This window comes from Lysinibacillus sp. NPDC093210 (assembly GCF_044753985.1).
Taxonomy (GTDB): Bacteria; Bacillota; Bacilli; order Bacillales_A; family Planococcaceae; genus Lysinibacillus.
In genome coordinates, this window is sequence record NZ_JBIVOE010000001.1 from 782,875 (window position 1) to 802,080 (window position 19,206).

Here is a 19,206-nt window from a genome sequence, read left to right on the forward strand (position 1 = left end):
GTTTTTAAGCATGAAAAAAAGATTAGCAGGGCAAAATTAATTGCCCGCTAACCTTTCTTGATGTTCTTGATACCGCCTATGTACGGTTGCCTTACTAACATCGAAGCCAAGACCTCTTAGTGTCGCAGCAATTTCCTCATAGGTAAAGCCCCGATTACGCAGCTTCACAATTTCTTCTATAGGCACTTCCTTACGCTCCTGACCATTTGGATTACCACGATTGGAAAGGTTATTTTCAGGACGATAGCCATTTTCTACTGCACGGCGCATGCCACGACGAATTTTCGCATTATGGATTTTACGTTGATATTCCTCAACAATAGCTAAAATTTCGAGCAACATCGTATCCATCTCATTCAATTGTACAGGCCCTGCATCACGCATGGAAAAAACATCTGTTTCAGTTTTTTGCAATAAATGAAGTACAGCCATTCGTGCATTACCACGTCCTAAACGTGTTTCATCTTGCACAAATAATGCTTGTATCTCGTTTTCTTTAATATAATCGAGCATTTCAAGTAATCCTTCGCGCTCAACATCATACCCACTATGCTTATCCAGAAAAACATTTTTCACATCATAGTTTTGTTCCTCAGCATATCGAAGTAATTCTTCTTGTTGACGCTCCAATGAAGAACTTTGTGTCTCTTTTTCGGTGCTCACACGGCAGTAAATTACAGCCGTTTGTTGTTTATTCATCATCTTTCACTTCTCGCAATTTCAATTGAATTGGTGGGTATCTTATTGTCACCCACTACTGGTATAACGAGTGATTTTCCAGCAACTATTTTCACGCTATGTAATTCGTTCTCGGCTTTCACAAGTTTTATCCAGTCGTCCGTACCCATTTTACCACGGTATTGCTCAGCTAACGACCATAAGCTATCGCCATGTTCAATATTAATTTCTGTGTAAGTAATGTCTCCAGGATCAGTTATAACAAGATAACCTGCAAATAGTAAAAATGCGCCTAACAAAATTGAAATATGTGTATTTTTTTTAAACCAATTCATTCATCTTATCCCCTTTTTAGAATGTTTGTTCGGAATGTATGTTCTTATAATAAAGCGAACAGACGTTTTTGTCAAACACTTTTCGAACCTATGTTTGCATAAGTGTTCGCATTCTGCTATACTATCTAGTAAGAAGATAGTAAGAAGAATGATATAAAAAAAGAGGTGAGCAATCATGAAAAAAGTTTCGAAAAGACAAGAGGATATACTAGCGTTTATCAAAGAAGAAGTACGTGCAAAAGGCTATCCGCCATCTGTACGTGAAATTGGGGAAGCAGTTGGACTTGCTTCCAGCTCAACGGTTCATGGACATTTAGCTCGTTTAGAGCAAAAGGGCTTTATTCGACGAGATCCTACTAAGCCACGTGCGATTGAAATTTTAGAGCCAGAGGATTCAATTCAAAAGCAAAGCGTCATCCATGTACCACTTGTTGGTAAGGTAACAGCTGGATCACCTATAACAGCTATCGAAAATATCGACGAATATTTCCCATTACCTGATATTTACGGTACAAGTGAAGATCAGCTATTTATGTTAGAAATCATGGGTGAATCGATGATCGAGGCGGGTATTTTTGACGGAGATTTAGTCATCGTCAAGCAAAGAGCAACAGCTGATAACGGTGATATTGTTGTTGCAATGACAGAAGAAGATGAAGCAACAGTTAAACGCTTCTTCAAGGAAAAAAATCATTTCCGCTTACAGCCAGAAAACGCTACAATGGAACCGATTATTGTAGATCAAGTTTCAATTTTAGGACAAGTAGTCGGCTTATATCGCCGTGTACATTAATGCATTCTCATACTTAGCAAACAAAAAAGAGAAGCACTCATGCTTCTCTTTTATATTTTAAGCTCTGCTCCGTGAAGGCAGCAAAGAGCTTCTCTGCAGCTAAATCTCCTACAACGGCTTGTTCTTCTGGATGCCACTGCACTGCTAAACAAAACGGGTAGTCTTCATGTACGAACGCTTCAACTAGGCCATCACTCGATTTCGCTGCAACGATTAGCTTCTCTGCTAATACATTTACAGCTTGATGGTGAAATGAATTCACAGCAATTTTTTCTTCCTCGATAATTGATTTTAACAACGTATCAGGCGTTAATTGCACATAATGTGTAGCTACACCACGAGCGGCTAGTTGCGTATGTTTCAACAGCCTACTACTATGATATTCGCTATCAACATCTTGGTATAAAGTTCCACCTAGTGCAACATTGAGTATTTGCATGCCACGGCAAATCCCGAAAATCGGCATTTTCCTTGTAAAAGCCGCATGAATTAAGGCAAGCTCCACCTTATCTCGTTCTGGATGTATTTGTCCTAGCTTCGGTAGAGGCTCCGCTCCAAATTCAAATGGATGAACATCATGACCACCAGATAATAATAAGCCATCCGTCAGCGATAAAATTTGTGCTACATCTTCCTCTACCCCTAGTGGAATAATAAGTGGAATGCCACCAGCCTCAATCACACTTTTACTATAGGCTACATTCAATCTTGACGATAAATCGTCCTCCGCAAATGCTGTAATACCAATAATCGGTTTCATCCATATACCCCCTTACCATAATCCTACATACCAATCAATGATGACATTCCCATAGTAATACACGATAATTGCAGCTAAAGCAATGGATGGTCCAAAAGGAATCGGCGTTTTTCGACCTTGTTGCCGTACTTTGAGCACGATTATCCCGACAATCATACCAATTACTGCCGCTACAAATAATGTCAATAATGTATTTATTGTACCAAGTACAAGTCCAAGTAAAAAGAATAATTTAATATCGCCACCGCCCATACCACCACGTGATACAACAGCAATACAATATAATATGCCAAAGCCAACAACGGCACCTACGATACTATCCCACCACGGTGTTAAGGGTGATAACACCCGTCCAATAGCTAATAATGGCAAAAAAAACAAAAGCACTTTATCAGGAATAAGCATATATGCGAAGTCCGATACAACGAGGATTACTAATAATGATATCAATAGTATAGCTACGATAAACTCTTTACTAAAGCCTAATTGCCAATATGAAAAGGCGAATAATACCCCTGTTAGCAACTCCATTAGCGGATAAATCCACGAAATTTTTTGCCCACAGCTACGACATTTACCTGCTAAAAAAACATAGGACAAAACTGGCACTAAATCAATTGCCGTTAATTGTCTCTGACAGCTCGTACAATGAGAAGGCGGCTTTACAATTGACTCCTTTATCGGCACACGTAATCCTACAACATTAAAAAACGATCCAAAAACTAGTCCAAATACAAATACTAGTATTGTATAAGCCATTTCCATTTTTACTGCCTCCTAAACTAACATAGCGCCCATACTTTGGAGTATGCGCGCCTTAACATCATTGTTCCCCTTCGTAATAGAAGGTTGTTACCTGAATGGTAGCCTTAATGGATGAATCTGCATCCTCCTCAAATAAAACTTCTTCCCCAGTTAATGTAATATCTAATGTGTCGATTTTCATCACACGTTCAATTTTTTCAATTTCCTTTAAAAATTCAAGCATTGCCTTCGTATCTTTTGCGACAACATCAATACTAAACGTCACTAATTTCAATTCTGCTGGTAATGCTTCTTTAGCAATTGTAGACGTTGGTAATGTTTTATCCCCTTCTTCACCATCTGCTTGCACGCTATTTTCAGTAAGTTGTTGTGCTGTGTCACTGAGCGCTTGCTCCTCAATTGCTGACGTGTTTGGGTCAATAATCGAAGAGTCCATCACGAGTGAATCATAATTATTAAATTCTACAGCTTCAACCCGCGTTCCTGTTACTGCTTCTATTTCCTCGATATTTCGAATAACACCTTCAATGGCGCGAGTTTGAGGCACTTTTTTTCGCAAAGATAGCACACTTACACCATGTGATTGTTGTACCGTATCTAATGCAGCAATTTGCTCCTGAATTGTTGCAATTTCTTGTTGAAGTGCACTTACGTCTTGTTCCTTCGCCTCTACCTCTTCCAATTTAGGTGTTAATAAATAGTAATAGAGCGCAAATAACAGTGCTGCAACTAATGCGGTTAGCAGAAGAATCGCTGAGTTTTTGCTGCTTGTCATGATTCTCTACCTCCAGCCAAATAAATAAAATCAATTGCCAACGTAATGGTTACCGAATAACGCGGTAATTCCTGATATTTATCCTTTAAATTTACTTCGCTTTGCTCCCCAATCGATAACTCAAAATTTTCAATTGTTCCAACTTGAATATCCGTGAAATAAGGGCTTACGTTTAGTTTATCAAGATAGTTTGAAATAGCTGACATCGTTTCAAAATCAGCGGTAATTTCTATATTTGTATCACCAAATTGATAATTCCGTAAATACGTCTGCTCTGGCAATAATGCTTGCGTCTCATCTATTAATGGTGTTACAGGGTAAGCTACATGATTGACAAATTGAACCGATTGCTCAAGCGAACCTGCATTCATATTTCGTATACCATCTAATTCTATTTGTAGCTTTTCTTGCTGTGACGTCAGCTCTATTTCCTGCGCATTTAATTTCGTAATCTCGCCTCTTGCCTGAAAATATTGGATTATCATGAACGCTAAAACGATACCAACTAGTACAATAATTAATATATATAAGAGAATTGGTGCTGATTTCTGTTTTTCTAAATTCGGTAAGAGGTTAATTTCAGGTACCATCAGTGTACCTCCTTCAAAGCCAGCCCTATTAGACTCGCAAACTTCTCAGAAAATTGAGGGAAAGATTTTTGTACCATGGCGTCATTTAACACCGTAATGGGTGTCGTGAAATTATTACTTAGAAACTCCGTAATCGTAGGCAATAATGGATTATCACCTAAAAGGAAAATATCATCTACACTTTTTTCACCTTTATGTAACGAGAATTTAAAAAAGTTCATAATACGATCAATTTCAAGAATTTGATCCGTTAGTGTCAATTGATAATTGTCTTGATCATCTATTAAATGGAATGAGTAATTAAACTCTTCCTGCTCTTTTGGTTGCCATTTTGCTAAGTCTGTTTCAAACGATTGATAACGTAAAAACTCTAGTTGACCGTACGAATAAATGCTAATCGACAATTCGTTTATAGACCAATCTGCTATTAAATATGTTCTGTCTATTTCTAGTAATTGCATATGCTCTAATAGACGAATATTACACAATGCTCGAATATCAGCAGCTTGCGGTTCTAGCGAAGCATCGAGCAACATCCCTATCGTTTTGTTCACTTCTTCTGATGGAGCCGCAAATAACATCGCTTGTCCATCATTCGGGGTTGGATCATAAACATCTATAAGTGGCTCGTGAAATGGTAAATGAATCGTTTGTCCAAGCTCCATTTCAGCGTAGCTTTTTAACTCTTTTGACTCCACATCATGCGGATGTTCAAAACTCTTGAGCAACACGGAAGTATCCGGTACAAAAATACGTGCATTTTGCTTCTTGCCTGCCCATTTGGCAACATGATTTTTCATCATATCAAACAATACGATTTCATCATTGATTATTGAACCTTCGACTACCCCTTGCGCCAATGGTAACTCATAGCCCTTCCACTGCGATGGATCAGCACCTTTTGCCACAAGCGCACGCAAAACATAATCCTTTATCTCAATCGACACATGCGAATTCTTTTTCTTTTTAAACATGCGAAAAGATGCCTCCTTTTGACTGAATCAAGTGTCTAAACATTAACCATCCATTTCCCAACCAGAAGCGCGGTATTGGCTACGCTTCTGAGTGGGTTGGGAGGGTTACTGCGTTTTTTTTGTTGTTCCTATAGTATAATTACTTTTAATTTTGCTTCCCTTTTCAATATCTGCATTAATAGCATCAATTGAGTGTGCTGTAAATATTACACTATATGCTCCCACTACATTAGGTACTGTTGCTGTTAATTTTCTAGGAACATCTTTAGAAACTTTAGATGTTGTTGGAATTTTACCAGCAGCATCTAAATATTTTTCAGTAATTAATGTTGAAATTTGTACATCGTCTGCTGCCTCAGGATTATCAGTATAGTAAATATTAGCAGCGTTTATTACGTTGATACCATCTGCTTTTACTGCATTGAATTTTGAGTTATCAATAATATTCCCAATCGCAGGAATCGCAATGGCTGCGACAATCGCTAAAATCACAATTACAGCTAGTAACTCGATAAGTGTTAAACCTTTTTGGTTTTTTAATAGTTTTTTGTTCAGTAATTTTTTGAACATGGTGTGTTCCTCCTTTAATAATGGTTTATAATTAGTGCGAAAACACGTACACCCGTAACGACAATACCTATTTTTCATACCACCTCCTTTAAGTTTTCTACTGTTTACATACTTTCATAGAGTGCGAACATCGGTAGGAAGATTGCTGCTACGATAACGCCTACAACCCCTGATAAAACGAGTATCATTAAGGGTTCGATTAGCGATTTTAATGTATCGACCGAGCGATCGACTTCATCCTCATAGAAATCGGCTATTTTTTCTAGCATATAATCGAGTGAACCTGTTGTTTCACCGATTGATGTCATTTGCGTTACTAACGGCGGAAATAGCCAGCTTTTTTCTAATGGCTCCGATAAAGTACCACCCTTTTCAAGATTATCCCGTGCCTCCAAAACAACCTTCCCAACTACTGGGTTGCCTACAACTTTTTCAACAATCGTTAGTGCATGTAATATCGGCACTGCACTACTAAATAAGGAGGATAATGTTCTCGTCATCCGAGCAATGACATTTTTTTGCATTAAAACGCCAAATACAGGGACTCGTAATAAGACGTAATTCACATTGTAATGAAAGAGCTTATTATGGTTATAGAAATACCTAAATAGAAAGACTGCTAACAATAAAATGCCAATCACTATATACCAAAATTCAACTAACCAATCTGACACGCTAACGACAATTACCGTTAATAATGGCATTTCTAAATCCATATCCTCAAAAGTTGCCATAAATGTGGGAACGATAAAAATCATTAAAAACATCCCTACCGCAATTGTCAGCACCGATAAAATAGCTGGATAAGTTAATGCTGATTGCACTTTTTTCTTTATTTTAAATTGCTTTTCTAACGTACCTGCTAGTCGCTCTAAAGTGTCATCTACATTACCCGTCGCCTCTCCAGAACGCATCATATTGACGAACATCACTGGAAAAACTTTTGGATGTTTGGCCGCAGCATCTGAAAATGAAGTACCGCTTCGAATGTCCTCTTCAACTTGCTCCAAAGCCTTTTTTAGCGACTTACTTTTCGTTTGCACACCTAAAATATGTGTAGCTTCAACGATTGACACCCCAGCACGGATAAGCGTTGCATATTGCCGACAATAAATAACGAAATCTTGATGCTTCACTTTGCCGCCGAAATTCAATTCTTTATGCAAAAGACTTTTTGACTCTTCCAACTCTCGTGCATTAATACCTTGCGCACGTAATTTTTCGAGTGCTGCCTTTTTATTGATTGCATCAATAATTCCCTTTTTTTGTGTACCAGTTTTAGTACGTCCGCTATAGCGAAAAACGGTCACTGATACTCACCCGCATTCATATATGGTCTTGCATCCTCCAACGAAATTTTCCCCATCGCAATTAACTGCTGCATGGAGGATTCCAATGTATGCATACCGAGCGCACGGCTTGTCTGCATTACACTAGGGATTTGGTGTACCTTTTCATTGCGGATTAAGTTAGCAATGGACGGTGCCTGTACTAGTATTTCAGTTGCTGCAATTCGCCCCTTTGCATCTTTTCGAATAAATAAACGCTGTGAAATAATGCCTACTAATACATTCGCTAACTGTACACGAATTTGTCCTTGCTGATGTGGTGGAAAGACATCAATAATACGATCAATCGTTGTTGGTGCACTACTTGTATGCAATGTCGCCATCACTAAGTGACCTGTTTCAGCCGCTGTAATAGCTGTTGAAATCGTTTCATAGTCTCGCATCTCACCGACTAATATCATGTCAGGGTCCTGACGTAGTGCTGCACGTAAACCATTGGCAAAACTTTGAGTATCCACACCTACTTCGCGTTGATTAATGACAGACTTTTTATGTGTATGTAAATACTCTATTGGGTCTTCAAGTGTAATAATATGCTTTGATTTTGTTTCATTAATATAGTCAATCATCGCAGCTAGTGTCGTCGATTTCCCAGAACCTGTTGGGCCTGTTACTAAAATAAGTCCTTGTGGTTTTTCAGCTAGCTGATACAACACTTGAGGCATATTTAACGATTCAATGGACGGTATTTTTGCTTCAATTAAACGTGCCGCGATTGTCATCTCATTTCGCTGATGATAGGCGTTTACACGAAAACGACATTTCCCGGGCAATGAATAGTTAAAATCCGTTTCACCTTTATCCTGAAATTCTTGAATTTTATGTGCAGGTAAAATAGCTTCCACCATCGTTTGTAATTCTTCTGAAGCAAGTGGTTCAGTCCCGTAATGCTCCAGCTGACCATGGATGCGATATACAGGAGGAATCCCCTTTGTTAAATGTAAGTCTGACGCCTTTTCCTCAAATGAACGTGTTAAAAGTTCTTCTATATTTCTCGATGTTGTCATCATACGGTTCACATCCTAGTCTACATTTGCTACACGTAATACTTCTGAAGTAGTCGTTTGTCCTTCGACTACTTTTAACAATCCATCTACTAGTAACGTGTAATAGCCTTCTTGTTTCATATAGTCGCGAATAGCACTATCTCCACTACGATTTAAAATCATATCTTTAATCGTCCGATCGATTGGTAAAATTTCATGGATGGCCATACGCCCACGATACCCCGTTTGATTGCATGAAGGACAGCCCCTTCCACGTCTGCCATGTGTTACCCCTTCAATGCCGTTTTTCTGCATGATTTCTAGTTCGTGATTCGTAAAAGCATAGGTTTCTCCACAATCTCGACATACTTTACGCACTAATCGTTGTGCCATAATACCTACTAATGAAGAAGATAGTAAAAATGGCTCTACCCCCATGTCCTGCAAACGGGAAATCGATTCCACCGCACTATTTGTATGCAATGTACTTAACACTAAATGCCCTGTTAAGGAAGCACGCACAGCAATTTGCGCAGTTTCCAAATCTCTTATTTCACCAATCATTACTATATCTGGGTCTTGTCGCAAAATAGAACGTAATCCAGTTGCAAATGTTAACCCTACTTCTTCTTTCACTTGAATTTGGTTAATGCCATCGAGCTGATATTCCACAGGATCTTCTACTGTAATAATATTGACGCCTTCTTCATTCAAGTTACTTAAAGCCGCATACAATGTAGAGGACTTACCTGAACCAGTAGGACCAGTAATGAGCATAATGCCATTAGGATGCGCAATCATTTTACGGAAAAATGCTTCATTACGCTCTGTAAAGCCAAGCTGATCTATTGTATTTGCAACGTTGCTTAAATCCAAAATACGCATTACAACTTTTTCTCCATAAACAGTTGGTAGCGTAGAAAGTCGAATATCAACTGGCTTGAAATTGACATTAGTTTTAATCCGTCCATCTTGTGGAATACGATTTTCTGTAATATTTAAGTTGCCCATAATTTTAATACGAGCGAGTACAATACTTTGCATGTGCTTAGGCAAAGACCGTTCAGTTCTTAGCACACCGTCTACACGATATCGAACCCGCAAATCCGTTTCTTGTGGGTCAAAGTGAATATCACTCGCACGCTGCGCAACACCGTTCGCGATAATTTGATTGACGAGACGCACAATCGGTGAATCTTCACGTTCGATTTCTACCTGCGCTTCTTCAGAAGTTGCCCCAATATCTAGCAATGCCGCTTCCATTGATTCTTGTAAATCATAATATTTCGTAAGTGTTCGATATAAATCATCTTTTGCGGCTATACTTGTTTCGATTTGGCAACCTGTCGCCATGCGGACCTCTTCAATTGCGAAATAATCCATCGGGTCCGCCATCGCGATAAATAGCTTGTTTTTCTCACGTCGAATCGGAATAATATTTGCACGTTTAGCTAGCTCCGCAGGAACGAGTTGAAGTAAATCCGGGCTTATTGAGTATTGATTTAAATGAATATGTGGGATACCTAATTGAAACTCCAGCACTTCGATTAATTGTTGCTCTGTTAAAATATTTTCTTTAATTAGAAAATCGCCTAACTTTTCTTCCTTTGTTTTAGTCGTAAGAGCATATTCTAGCTGCTCATTCGTAATAACTCCCGATTCAACAAGTAAATCCCCTAAACGCTTCCGTCCAGTTCTTACAGCCATTTGCATATGCTCCTCTCATTACGGACTTGTTTGTACAAAATTACCGCCTTTATCGTAGTAACCATATACAATTTCTGGATCGTTCGACGGTGTTGTGTTTGAAGATCCACTTGTATTCGAAGTGTTACTATTAGTAGGTGGATTTTTTGAAGGTTGTTCTGGTGAATCCGCTAATCCGTCCCCATCTAAATCAACTTGTAAATCTGCATCATTTGAAGTATTTCCTGTTCCATCACTAACTGCAGGCTGTCTTGAAGATTGAACGACAATTCGATTGATTGGTGCATAGTAATCACGGCTCACCAATTCTTCTCTAGTACTGCCGTTTTCCACTATCAATCGGTACACTTCTACTCGCACACCTTCTTGTCCATTTTGTATAATCTCTTCTTGCCCAATGGCTAAATCTTTTGAATAGCGAGTAATGATGCGCGGTTGGACGATTTTATCTTTACTTACACGAACGGTAATCTCTTTTTCTTTGTTTTGAGCTAATAATTCTACTTTTAATGAGTCGTTTTCAATCATTAGTTTTAACTTACTTGGTTGATTGGCATAATTGATAAATTGCAAATCTTTATTTAATGCACGATTGACTGCAGCATCCAAACCTTGTTGTAAGTACTCAATTTTTTTATCTTGTGCATGGCGCTCTAAAATCTCAAATTCTGTTTGCAGTACAGTGTGATAAATTAAAGAAGCTACAAAATTTAACCCTTCACTATTGGCTTCCTCTGCCTTTTCTCCTATAACACTTAACAAGGAGAACGGCTCGTTTGGAGCAATAATGTAGTCATTTAACGTATTTATTAGTGCTAAAACTCCTTTTGCATTCGTCGGTATTTGCTCAATTGATAATGCTAATCGCTCTGCTTCCATAGAAGTCGTATCTGCAACGGTTGCTTCAATGCTATGTTTATTTAAATAAGATGCTTGCGCTATAACTTCATTTAATGTGGTTTCTGTCTCCCATACCCCAATAGATTCCAGCTGCTTTGTCAGTTGCTCGTCCCCTATGACTTGTAAAGGAATATGAACTGTTCGTTTTCCTTCCCAGAAGGCAAACCAAGGTTTATCCGTTAAACTGCGATATTCAGCCACCGAACTTGCGACGTCAAATACTAACAATTTTGGATCGAGTGATGTTGTTACACCTGCACCTTCAACAGAAATCGGCGTATCCTGCCAAACACGAATAGCTTCTTGCAAAGCTACCTCTATTGCATCCTCTTCTAAATTTTTTACTAAAACGCCCCCAATTGTGGAGCCATCTCCTTTTGCTAGCGCACGATCTATGATTAGATTCGGAAGCCATATAGCTAACAGCACAACTAAACCTACTATAATCGCACCCAACTTCAAATATAATTTCATAGCCTCACGACCTTTACTAATTTATTGAAAAAATAAATGTCTATTATATTACTTAAAATCATTACTATATATCTATATTTTTATAATACTACAAAATCAACTCGTTTGAATATATCTTTTAACCTAAAATTTGTCACATTTTCGTACAATATATATATAAAGTGTGTAATTTCATTCATTTCATTATATTGTAAATGTGTTTTTTAACCTATATAATTAGGCTGAAAACTACCTATCAATATGTAACATAACGGAATTTTTGGATAAAGCACTCTATAATCGAGGTGAGTATATGAAAAGGATAAAATCACAGCGAGGATTTTCTTTATTAGAAGTTGTGGCATCTATCGTATTAATATCTATTATTTTATTAAGCTTTGCTCAAATTTTTGTTCAGGCAAATAGTACAGCAAATATTAATAATGAAAAGTTAGTGGTTATTAATTTAGCGGATGCCTATTTAGAAAGGTTAAAGGCTACAGGGCTTGAAGAAAAAAAAATTACTAACATAGAAGATTATTTTAAAGATTACCCAAAAACAGTAAAAATAATAGACGATCCTAAATCTCCTACCTATACCGTTAGCATTAAACCGTCAAACACAAATGTAATTTCCAATGCAATTACAACTGAAATTAATCAAAATAAAATAAATATAGTTGTAACAGTAACTTCTAGTAAAAAAATAAATAATAGAATAATCTCAAGCACCACAGAGGGGTATGTTCAAATTGAAAAAAAATAAACTTGATGAATGCGGTTTAACTTTAATAGAAGTTTTAGCAACTATAGTATTGACGGTCACTATAGCCATATTTTCTTTCTCATTTCTCACTAATAGTATAAACACCCAAAAAAAGATAATAATAGAAAACAACATTCGAGACGAAGCTGATTTAATCATGAGTAATCTTGTCAAAAACTTTTATACATTAAAAGAAAACGAAGTACGAAAAACTGAGTTTGATGACATTAACAAAAAATATTTAATCTATACTTCAATACTTGAATCATCATGCTCAAAGCCAACATCAGTCGAATACAAAAATAATTGTTTAATTACAGGCTTTACTCCCACTACTGTCGATGGAAGAACAATTATGAAATTGAGCATTAAAAATCAAGAGTACCTTGTTTCCAATCCCTATATAACGATCCACAAAGATTCATATATAAAGAGCAGCACTAGTACAAATAAGAAAGTAAGTTACCATATAAAGTTAGCGCTACAATACGATAATAAAAAGTTTTCAAAAGTATATTATTTTGAAAACCAAATACAAAGTATTCCGGATATAAAAAATTAGTACAAGGAGTGCGCCAATGAGAAAACTACTTAGTAATCAAAATGGATACGCGTTATATATTGTTTTTTGCTTGATTATTATCGTCTCTATTTTAGGTATAAGTTTGCAAATAATTACAACTAGTGGCTACACTAAAAATCATAAAAGAGAAGAGGTCGTTCTTGCCCAAGATTTATCTACTAAAGGCATAGACTATATCCAAACTGAAATCGACACATATTTCAAACAAAAAATCGGGACTACCGGTGTAACTATTTTAGAGTTTGAACAAATCCTTAAAGACTCGCTCGAGGATTCTAGTAAATCCAACTATCTATGCCCAAAAACCATCAGTATTAAAGGGAAATTAGGAAATACGAAAATATGTATTCAAAAAAGCGAAAAATTTTCTGATAAACAAGAAGATCGTTTAAAACGAATAATTACTGTGAAAAGTGAAGGAATTACAAATAAATCAAATCAACATAATATTAGTTATGCAAAAATTGTAGTTGGCTCTAGTTCAGTTCCAGAGCAACTTAACTATGCCATCTCGACAAATGCAGATGAAAAAGGAAATGGAGGGAATCTATTTTTATTTGGTGGTATTGATGTGCTAGGTGATATAAAAGCTGATGGAGATATTTACTTATATAAATCAGCTTTTAGTGGCTATTTAAATAGTCCAACTTGGAAAGATAGTACGTTTGCAAAACTTACTGCTGCTGAAGGAAATTCATTTCCAAAGATTATTGTTAATCCTAAAAAAAATATTATCGAAATGAAAAAAAATATAACTGGTACTTCATTTGATAGTTTTATAAAAGCCCCATCTTTGAGCTATTTAAGTAATAACTATACTTTATTTAAAGTGAATGAAATGGATGCCAATGAACAAAGCAAACTTCAAAAATTATTTAAAGACTATAATCTTAGTGAGAAGAACAAACCTAGAGTGATTGTTCAAAATGTATTGCAAGATACAATAAATATTAAAGAGGAAGTGAACCCAAGCGGGAAAACACTATTAAAAAGCTGCAATAATAACACTGATGCCTGTAATACTATTACTATAAAAGGTGAAAAAAACAAAAATACTTCCTATGGTAATAAAAAAGATTCATATTATATTAAAGGGAATTTATTAATTGGTCCTTATGCTGGAACCGATACTTTAGAAAATAATCAAAGTAATTATTACGATATTACTTTACAAGGGAAATACTATGTAGAAGGTTATATTGATATTAAAGGTGCTAAATTATATGGCGATGCCACTTTTTACTCTTTAAAAGATATTGATATTACATCCAGTGTTATTAATGGTTACAACGGAGGTACCAATTTCTTCTTTGCAAATGACTTTATAAATATTTCAAATATTTCTTCCGAAACAGCTATTAATAATTACAGTAATATTGATGGTTTCTTCTATACGAAAGGTCATTTTTTAATGTATGGTTTTGGTTCTAATATTAAAATAAATGGGGGAATTTCTGCAAATAGAATTGTCCTAACCGCATTAAGAGGAAAAGCAAATACAGGGGATTTAACTTCTGAATCTAGATTACGTGTAAATTATGATTTTGAAATGATTAAAAAGTTTATTGAAACACGGGATCAAAATACAATCAAAATAACTACCACAACCGAACCTATGATACTAGAAAATTTCTAAGCTATTATTATTTCAAAAATAAATCACAGGCAAACACTACATGTTAGCCTGTGATTTTTTGTTATTTCTGCAACAACCGCCCCGACAGCAGCATGCCAATTCCACCAATTGCAATGAAAAGTACTGCTCTTATTAACAAATCGAGTGCCGATAAGTCGAAGAATATAAGCTTTACGAATGCGATGGCTAGTATGGCAAAGCCAGAAAGCCGAAGTATTCGTAAGTGTCGTACTGAGCCGAGCCATAGTGACAGACTTGCCGACAAGAATAGTGTTATTGTCGTGAATGCAATACTAAGTTTCCAATCCAGTAGATTATTATAAGCTAGCTGTGACACTAGACCACATAGTGCAATCATCGTGAATACCACGCTTGCGCTGACAATTGGATCTAAAAATTTCGTCATATGTTGTTGATAAATTTGATAAATGCGCCCCTTCCTCAGTAAATCGAGGATGATAGCTACAAATACTGCAATATAGACTAATCTAGTACCAATATTTAGCCACTCAATCCCTTGTATATTATATGGGATTACACTAAGCATGAACGTAACAAGAAGGAAAAACACACCGGCAACTGGCGTTAATGCACGGCCTTTATATTTTTCAGGTAGCAACAGCGAGCCCACAAACAATATTACTATGCCGATACTCATCAAATGTGGGAAATTGCTAGCACTTGTAACATAAACACTATCAAGCTTAGCAATATAAGCAAGGAAGTATCCAGCTGTAATAACAGCTAAAATATCAGTCACATATAAATCCTTCATAATCTTCTCAAAAGCATTCAATGTTTCCTTCTGACGTATTGTATATATATAAATAATTAACAGGTATACGCCAGGCAATATTAAGCTAATATGTCCTATACTAAAAAATGGGGTCGGCTCATGTACGATAAAGCTTAAAATAAGTGCAATTGAAAACCCTAATGAACTGACGACCTTCATTAAACTTGCTCGTAGTCGTAAGCTCATCATAACACCTGCAAATGTCATGAATGGTAAAAGTAAATCATCAACCTTTTCTGGTATATTCATAATTAAAACCGTATTACAAAGTGTAATAAATGCGAGCGTTACAGCACTATCAAATGCCTCCTGCCATTTTTGCTTATAGCTATAACCCGCTACAGTTACAAACAAAATACATTGTCCAAGCAGTAGTACCTCATTATATTCAAGCCGACTACTTACTAGGTTCATAAGTAGTAAACTAAAGATTCCTAAACTAAATTGTAGTCCAGCATGAAAATGCTTCCATTTAGATTCAGCATTGTACAAGCGACACCAACTCGTGTAAAAGATTGCAAGTGTAATGAGCAGTCCTATTGCAAAAATAACTCGATTGTCACTATTCATAAACGCTACAATACTTATTGCCATAATAGAGAAAAAGGTTGTGACATAGAGCGCAATTTTTTGTTTATGTTGAAGAATAACGAATTGCAGCATCGTAAACAGGACAATCACAAAAATTAATATAATGAACGCGCTAAAATCCATGTACTCAAGTAAATAAGGTAGTAACAACGAGGTAAAGGCAACAAATAAAGTAAGTACCTCATTTTTCTTTAAATAGCTAATGGCTATACCATAGACAATAAACCCAAAGGCAATGAACAGTGCTAAAGTTAAGCCTAATACCTCGTATAAAATAGCACCAGCCGCAGTTGTTAAAATCCCTACGATAAATGCCCCACCGTATAAGGAAATGGTTACAGCTGGTGATGCCAGCTTTTTATGTTCTAAAACATAAGCGATAGCCCCTAATGCGATTGATAATAAGTAAGCGAGGATGATTTTCACCTCGTTCGATAAGTAGCCATAATCACTAACAAGCTTTAGACCCCATAACACTCCCAACACTAAAATGACCATAAATACTTTCGGGAGCGCCCACATAATTTGCTCCTCAAATGAACGCTGTGGCTGAGCATTAGTTTTCGGTGTTGATTTTTGTGTTAAATTTTGTGTTGGTTTTGGTGTTAAATTTTGTGTTGGTTTTGGTTTTGGTAATGCAGGTTGTACAGTGATGGATTGGTTAACATTTTTTACAGTTGTCTTTTGTTGTGACTGTTGTTGCTTTAATACATCCATCTCCTGCCGTAACTCTTCCATTTCCCTTTCAAGCTTAGCGATTCGCTGCTCCATTTCAAGCGACAATTAATCATCCCCCTAGCCATTAGAATTTTCTTACATTATATCATATTCATTCTATTGTAAAATTACACTTTTTTTAATGTAATGAAATGTTTATCTTGGTCTGCGATACATTAAAGCACGTTCACTATCACTGGTGCCACTTGTAGTCGGATCAACAACAACCCCCATTAATACAAGAATCGATAACACTGTATTCAAAATGGACGTTAGCTGCTCGCTCATTCCGCTCGTTAAATCAAAGCCGAACAAAGCTCCCACTTGCTGAGCGAGTAGTAGCAGCATGGAAAACAACGCTAATACAAACGGCTTGTGCATGAATCGAACCTTCCAGTTAATTCTCATATTTACTCACCTCCCCCCTTCCTCACTACAGTATATGCGCCTTACAACTTGGCACATATGCAAAAATATAGCTTTACAAAGAGGAATTTATGATTTCTTCCTAATAAAGTTGTCGTTTCAATTTCTATTAACGATAGTTACAGTTTTATCGGCGATTTGCCCCCGCTTATCGGCGATTTACATTGTTTTATCAGCGATTGGAACCAGTTAATCGGCGATTCACGCGGACTTACGGGCGATTTCAACCTTTTCTATGAACTAAAATTTACAACATTACATAATATAGAAATGAACTAATGGATAAAGGGTGATGTAGAAAATGTCTTGCAGAGAAAGACCCGATGTGTGGGACGAAGATGGAAGGGATATTGATCGTTGGGAAAATGACGGTGGTAGAAGTTATTTAATAAGATAGGGAATTTCCGCTTGGCCACTTGTCTGCTTTGCAGAAGTACTGTGAATACAAATAGGCTGTCTATTTCTTAAGATAGCCTATTTGTATTTGTTTCACTATGTGTGTTATGTAATAAAAAAGGAGATGAACTATTGATACATAGCTTCATCCCCTCTAATTCTAAGCTTATTGTTTACGTCACTAATTTGTAAAATCCTCCCTATTTGCGCTTAAACAAGTACTCCTAATGACAGGACTATTAACCACAATAGAAAGTCTACAAATGACCTTAGTGGTAATAATTACGCGCGCCAGTAAGCAGAAAGATTATTTTTTAATACTTTCTTTTCGCCTTGTTCAAAAGACTCTAAAATTAAATTTTTTTCAAATTCATTGATATTTAAAAGCGATACTTTATTCTCTTTTAAAAGGTCTAAAATGTTTCTGTTTTTTTGAAGATATTGAGTAATTTCTAACATGTCCTTCACCCCATCTAAATATATTGTTTGAATATTTCAACATTTTTTGTTGGATATACTTCTTTTAATAAGTCTAGTGCAAGATTAAGATATTTAGATTGCATTAGATGCACGTAAACGTGTAATCCAGAATCTACAATCTGCTGTTTAGTAATACAAATCTTCGTAGTTGTTTTGCCCTGCTGTCTATAATACAATCGCAATTCGTCAAATGACGAATCCTCGTATTGTAATAGATATAGTAATGGCAAGGTTCTTTTTTTTACTTGTAAATCTTTTTGTAAATTTAATAAGTCGTTATAATCATTTTTAAGTTGAGCGACAATTGCGATATAGTGCGCACTCATTTCAAGCTTAGTTGTATATTTTCCAGTCGCTAACACTGCTCCAAGCGTTGATGAAAGTGCTATTAATGAACCTGATTTCTTTTTAACAACATCTATATACATTTCTTCAGATGTTATCTTGTTCATTAAGTCATGATGCTGTCCGTCAACTGCTTGTAGTAAGTAATGGCAAAATAAACGGGTTACCTCACTTTTATAAGGTATCTCTAGCTTTTCTAGCTCCAACAATACGATACTAACTAAAGCTGTAGAAGCATTCAGCAATATGTTCCCATCTATTCCCCACTTTGATTCATCACCGTCTTCAATATCATCAACGATATCCGTAAAAAGAATCCATAATTCTAGAAGATTAAAAACGTCTTCTATAGATTTCGTTAATGTGCCACCATTCATTTGAAAATGCAATTTACTTAAACCACTAAAATCACCACCTTCATGTTGATCTAATAAGTCGTTTAAACAGCGATTAAACTCATCTGATAGTTGATAATTACCTGCAATTATCTTTAATGATTGCTTAATTCCCTCCATCATTCACCCTACCAATTATTTATTTTATTGAGATTTCACCTTACAGCTTTCTAACGATTAAAATGGACTGTTAACAATACGCAATATTTTGGATGTTCGACTTTGGTATAACAAATACAATTTTACCTAGCACCCATGAAAGCGCTTACTAAAATAACGTGAAACGTACTAGACATTCATTTCATTGGACTTACATATGTATCATACTCTCTATACAATACTAGAGGTATAAAAATAAAGTTTCTGCAGTATCCATCCTTTATTAACGTTCTGCTAAATGCCAACTATTAATTTTGTCAACGATGACTTATGATGTTTTA

Annotated in this window: 20 protein-coding genes; 4 read left to right on the plus strand and 16 right to left on the minus strand. The window is 36.2% G+C overall.

Translation table 11 applies throughout. The features are described 5' to 3' along the window. Positions 1–36: 36 nt before the first annotated feature. Positions 37–702 carry a YneB family resolvase-like protein gene (locus ACIP9C_RS03920; RefSeq protein WP_401008788.1) on the minus strand — a complete coding sequence of 222 codons (666 nt, stop codon included), beginning with the start codon at positions 700–702 and terminating at the stop codon, positions 37–39. After that, entirely contained in the window at positions 699–1,013 is a 315-nt protein-coding gene (gene yneA / locus ACIP9C_RS03925; protein ID WP_173478223.1) for a cell division suppressor protein YneA, read from the minus strand. The genes ACIP9C_RS03920 and yneA overlap by 4 nt, the downstream gene beginning before the upstream one ends. Positions 1,014–1,188: 175 nt before the next feature. On the opposite strand from yneA, the gene lexA reads away from it, so the two are divergent. Continuing rightward, positions 1,189–1,806 carry a transcriptional repressor LexA gene (gene lexA, locus ACIP9C_RS03930; protein ID WP_401008790.1) on the plus strand — a complete coding sequence of 206 codons (618 nt, stop codon included), beginning with the start codon at positions 1,189–1,191 and terminating at the stop codon, positions 1,804–1,806. A 37-nt stretch (positions 1,807–1,843) separates the two neighbouring features. Here lexA and ACIP9C_RS03935 read toward each other — a convergent pair whose 3' ends face one another. The 10 genes from ACIP9C_RS03935 to ACIP9C_RS03980 form a co-directional block, all read right to left on the minus strand. Beyond that, positions 1,844–2,566 carry a gamma-glutamyl-gamma-aminobutyrate hydrolase family protein gene (locus tag ACIP9C_RS03935; RefSeq protein WP_401008792.1) on the minus strand — a complete coding sequence of 241 codons (723 nt, stop codon included), beginning with the start codon at positions 2,564–2,566 and terminating at the stop codon, positions 1,844–1,846. Between the two features lie 12 nt (positions 2,567–2,578). After that, positions 2,579–3,331: a prepilin peptidase gene (locus ACIP9C_RS03940; protein ID WP_401008794.1), complete on the minus strand. Its 753-nt coding sequence runs from the start codon at positions 3,329–3,331 to the stop codon at positions 2,579–2,581. A 58-nt stretch (positions 3,332–3,389) separates the two neighbouring features. Next, complete coding sequence (locus ACIP9C_RS03945; RefSeq protein ID WP_401008795.1) at positions 3,390–4,106, minus strand: potassium transporter; 717 nt, start codon at positions 4,104–4,106, stop codon at positions 3,390–3,392. Further along, positions 4,103–4,696, minus strand: a complete 594-nt coding sequence (locus ACIP9C_RS03950; protein WP_401008796.1) for a PilN domain-containing protein — start codon at positions 4,694–4,696, stop codon at positions 4,103–4,105. The genes ACIP9C_RS03945 and ACIP9C_RS03950 overlap by 4 nt, the downstream gene beginning before the upstream one ends. After that, positions 4,696–5,670, minus strand: a complete 975-nt coding sequence (pilM, locus tag ACIP9C_RS03955; protein WP_401008798.1) for a type IV pilus biogenesis protein PilM — start codon at positions 5,668–5,670, stop codon at positions 4,696–4,698. The genes ACIP9C_RS03950 and pilM overlap by 1 nt, the downstream gene beginning before the upstream one ends. Before the next feature lie 105 nt (positions 5,671–5,775). Then, positions 5,776–6,240: a prepilin-type N-terminal cleavage/methylation domain-containing protein gene (locus tag ACIP9C_RS03960; protein ID WP_401008800.1), complete on the minus strand. Its 465-nt coding sequence runs from the start codon at positions 6,238–6,240 to the stop codon at positions 5,776–5,778. 104 nt (positions 6,241–6,344) lie between these two features. Then, a complete protein-coding gene (locus ACIP9C_RS03965; protein WP_401008802.1) occupies positions 6,345–7,550 on the minus strand; it encodes a type II secretion system F family protein in 1,206 nt (401 codons plus the stop codon). Then, the gene (locus ACIP9C_RS03970) at positions 7,547–8,599 is read right to left on the minus strand and encodes a type IV pilus twitching motility protein PilT (protein ID WP_401008803.1); all 1,053 of its coding nucleotides are present in this window, start codon (positions 8,597–8,599) and stop codon (positions 7,547–7,549) included. The genes ACIP9C_RS03965 and ACIP9C_RS03970 overlap by 4 nt, the downstream gene beginning before the upstream one ends. A 12-nt stretch (positions 8,600–8,611) precedes the next feature. After that, complete coding sequence (locus tag ACIP9C_RS03975) at positions 8,612–10,282, minus strand: GspE/PulE family protein (protein WP_401008805.1); 1,671 nt, start codon at positions 10,280–10,282, stop codon at positions 8,612–8,614. 18 nt (positions 10,283–10,300) lie between these two features. Beyond that, positions 10,301–11,656, minus strand: a complete 1,356-nt coding sequence (locus tag ACIP9C_RS03980; RefSeq protein WP_401008807.1) for a VanW family protein — start codon at positions 11,654–11,656, stop codon at positions 10,301–10,303. Between the two features lie 292 nt (positions 11,657–11,948). On the opposite strand from ACIP9C_RS03980, the gene ACIP9C_RS03985 reads away from it, so the two are divergent. From ACIP9C_RS03985 to ACIP9C_RS03995, 3 genes are read left to right on the plus strand one after another with little or no spacing between them, the layout of a single operon-like run. Beyond that, positions 11,949–12,401, plus strand: a complete 453-nt coding sequence (locus tag ACIP9C_RS03985; protein WP_401008809.1) for a type IV pilus modification PilV family protein — start codon at positions 11,949–11,951, stop codon at positions 12,399–12,401. Then, on the plus strand, positions 12,388–12,963 hold the full coding sequence (locus tag ACIP9C_RS03990; RefSeq protein WP_401008811.1) for a PulJ/GspJ family protein: 576 nt from the start codon (positions 12,388–12,390) through the stop codon (positions 12,961–12,963). Before ACIP9C_RS03985 ends, ACIP9C_RS03990 begins: the two co-directional genes overlap by 14 nt. A 16-nt stretch (positions 12,964–12,979) precedes the next feature. Continuing rightward, complete coding sequence (locus ACIP9C_RS03995) at positions 12,980–14,620, plus strand: hypothetical protein (protein WP_401008813.1); 1,641 nt, start codon at positions 12,980–12,982, stop codon at positions 14,618–14,620. A gap of 61 nt (positions 14,621–14,681) precedes the next feature. On the opposite strand, the gene ACIP9C_RS04000 is transcribed toward ACIP9C_RS03995, so the two are convergent. The 4 genes from ACIP9C_RS04000 to ACIP9C_RS04015 form a co-directional block, all read right to left on the minus strand. Beyond that, positions 14,682–16,790 (minus strand): DUF2339 domain-containing protein, encoded by a 2,109-nt coding sequence (locus ACIP9C_RS04000; RefSeq protein WP_401008815.1) that lies wholly within the window; start codon positions 16,788–16,790, stop codon positions 14,682–14,684. A 90-nt stretch (positions 16,791–16,880) separates the two neighbouring features. Continuing rightward, entirely contained in the window at positions 16,881–17,132 is a 252-nt protein-coding gene (locus ACIP9C_RS04005; RefSeq protein WP_173478208.1) for a phage holin, read from the minus strand. Between the two features lie 696 nt (positions 17,133–17,828). Beyond that, a complete protein-coding gene (locus ACIP9C_RS04010; protein ID WP_401008817.1) occupies positions 17,829–18,005 on the minus strand; it encodes a hypothetical protein in 177 nt (58 codons plus the stop codon). A 14-nt stretch (positions 18,006–18,019) separates the two neighbouring features. Further along, positions 18,020–18,886: a polyprenyl synthetase family protein gene (locus tag ACIP9C_RS04015; protein WP_401008819.1), complete on the minus strand. Its 867-nt coding sequence runs from the start codon at positions 18,884–18,886 to the stop codon at positions 18,020–18,022. Positions 18,887–19,206 lie beyond the last annotated feature (320 nt).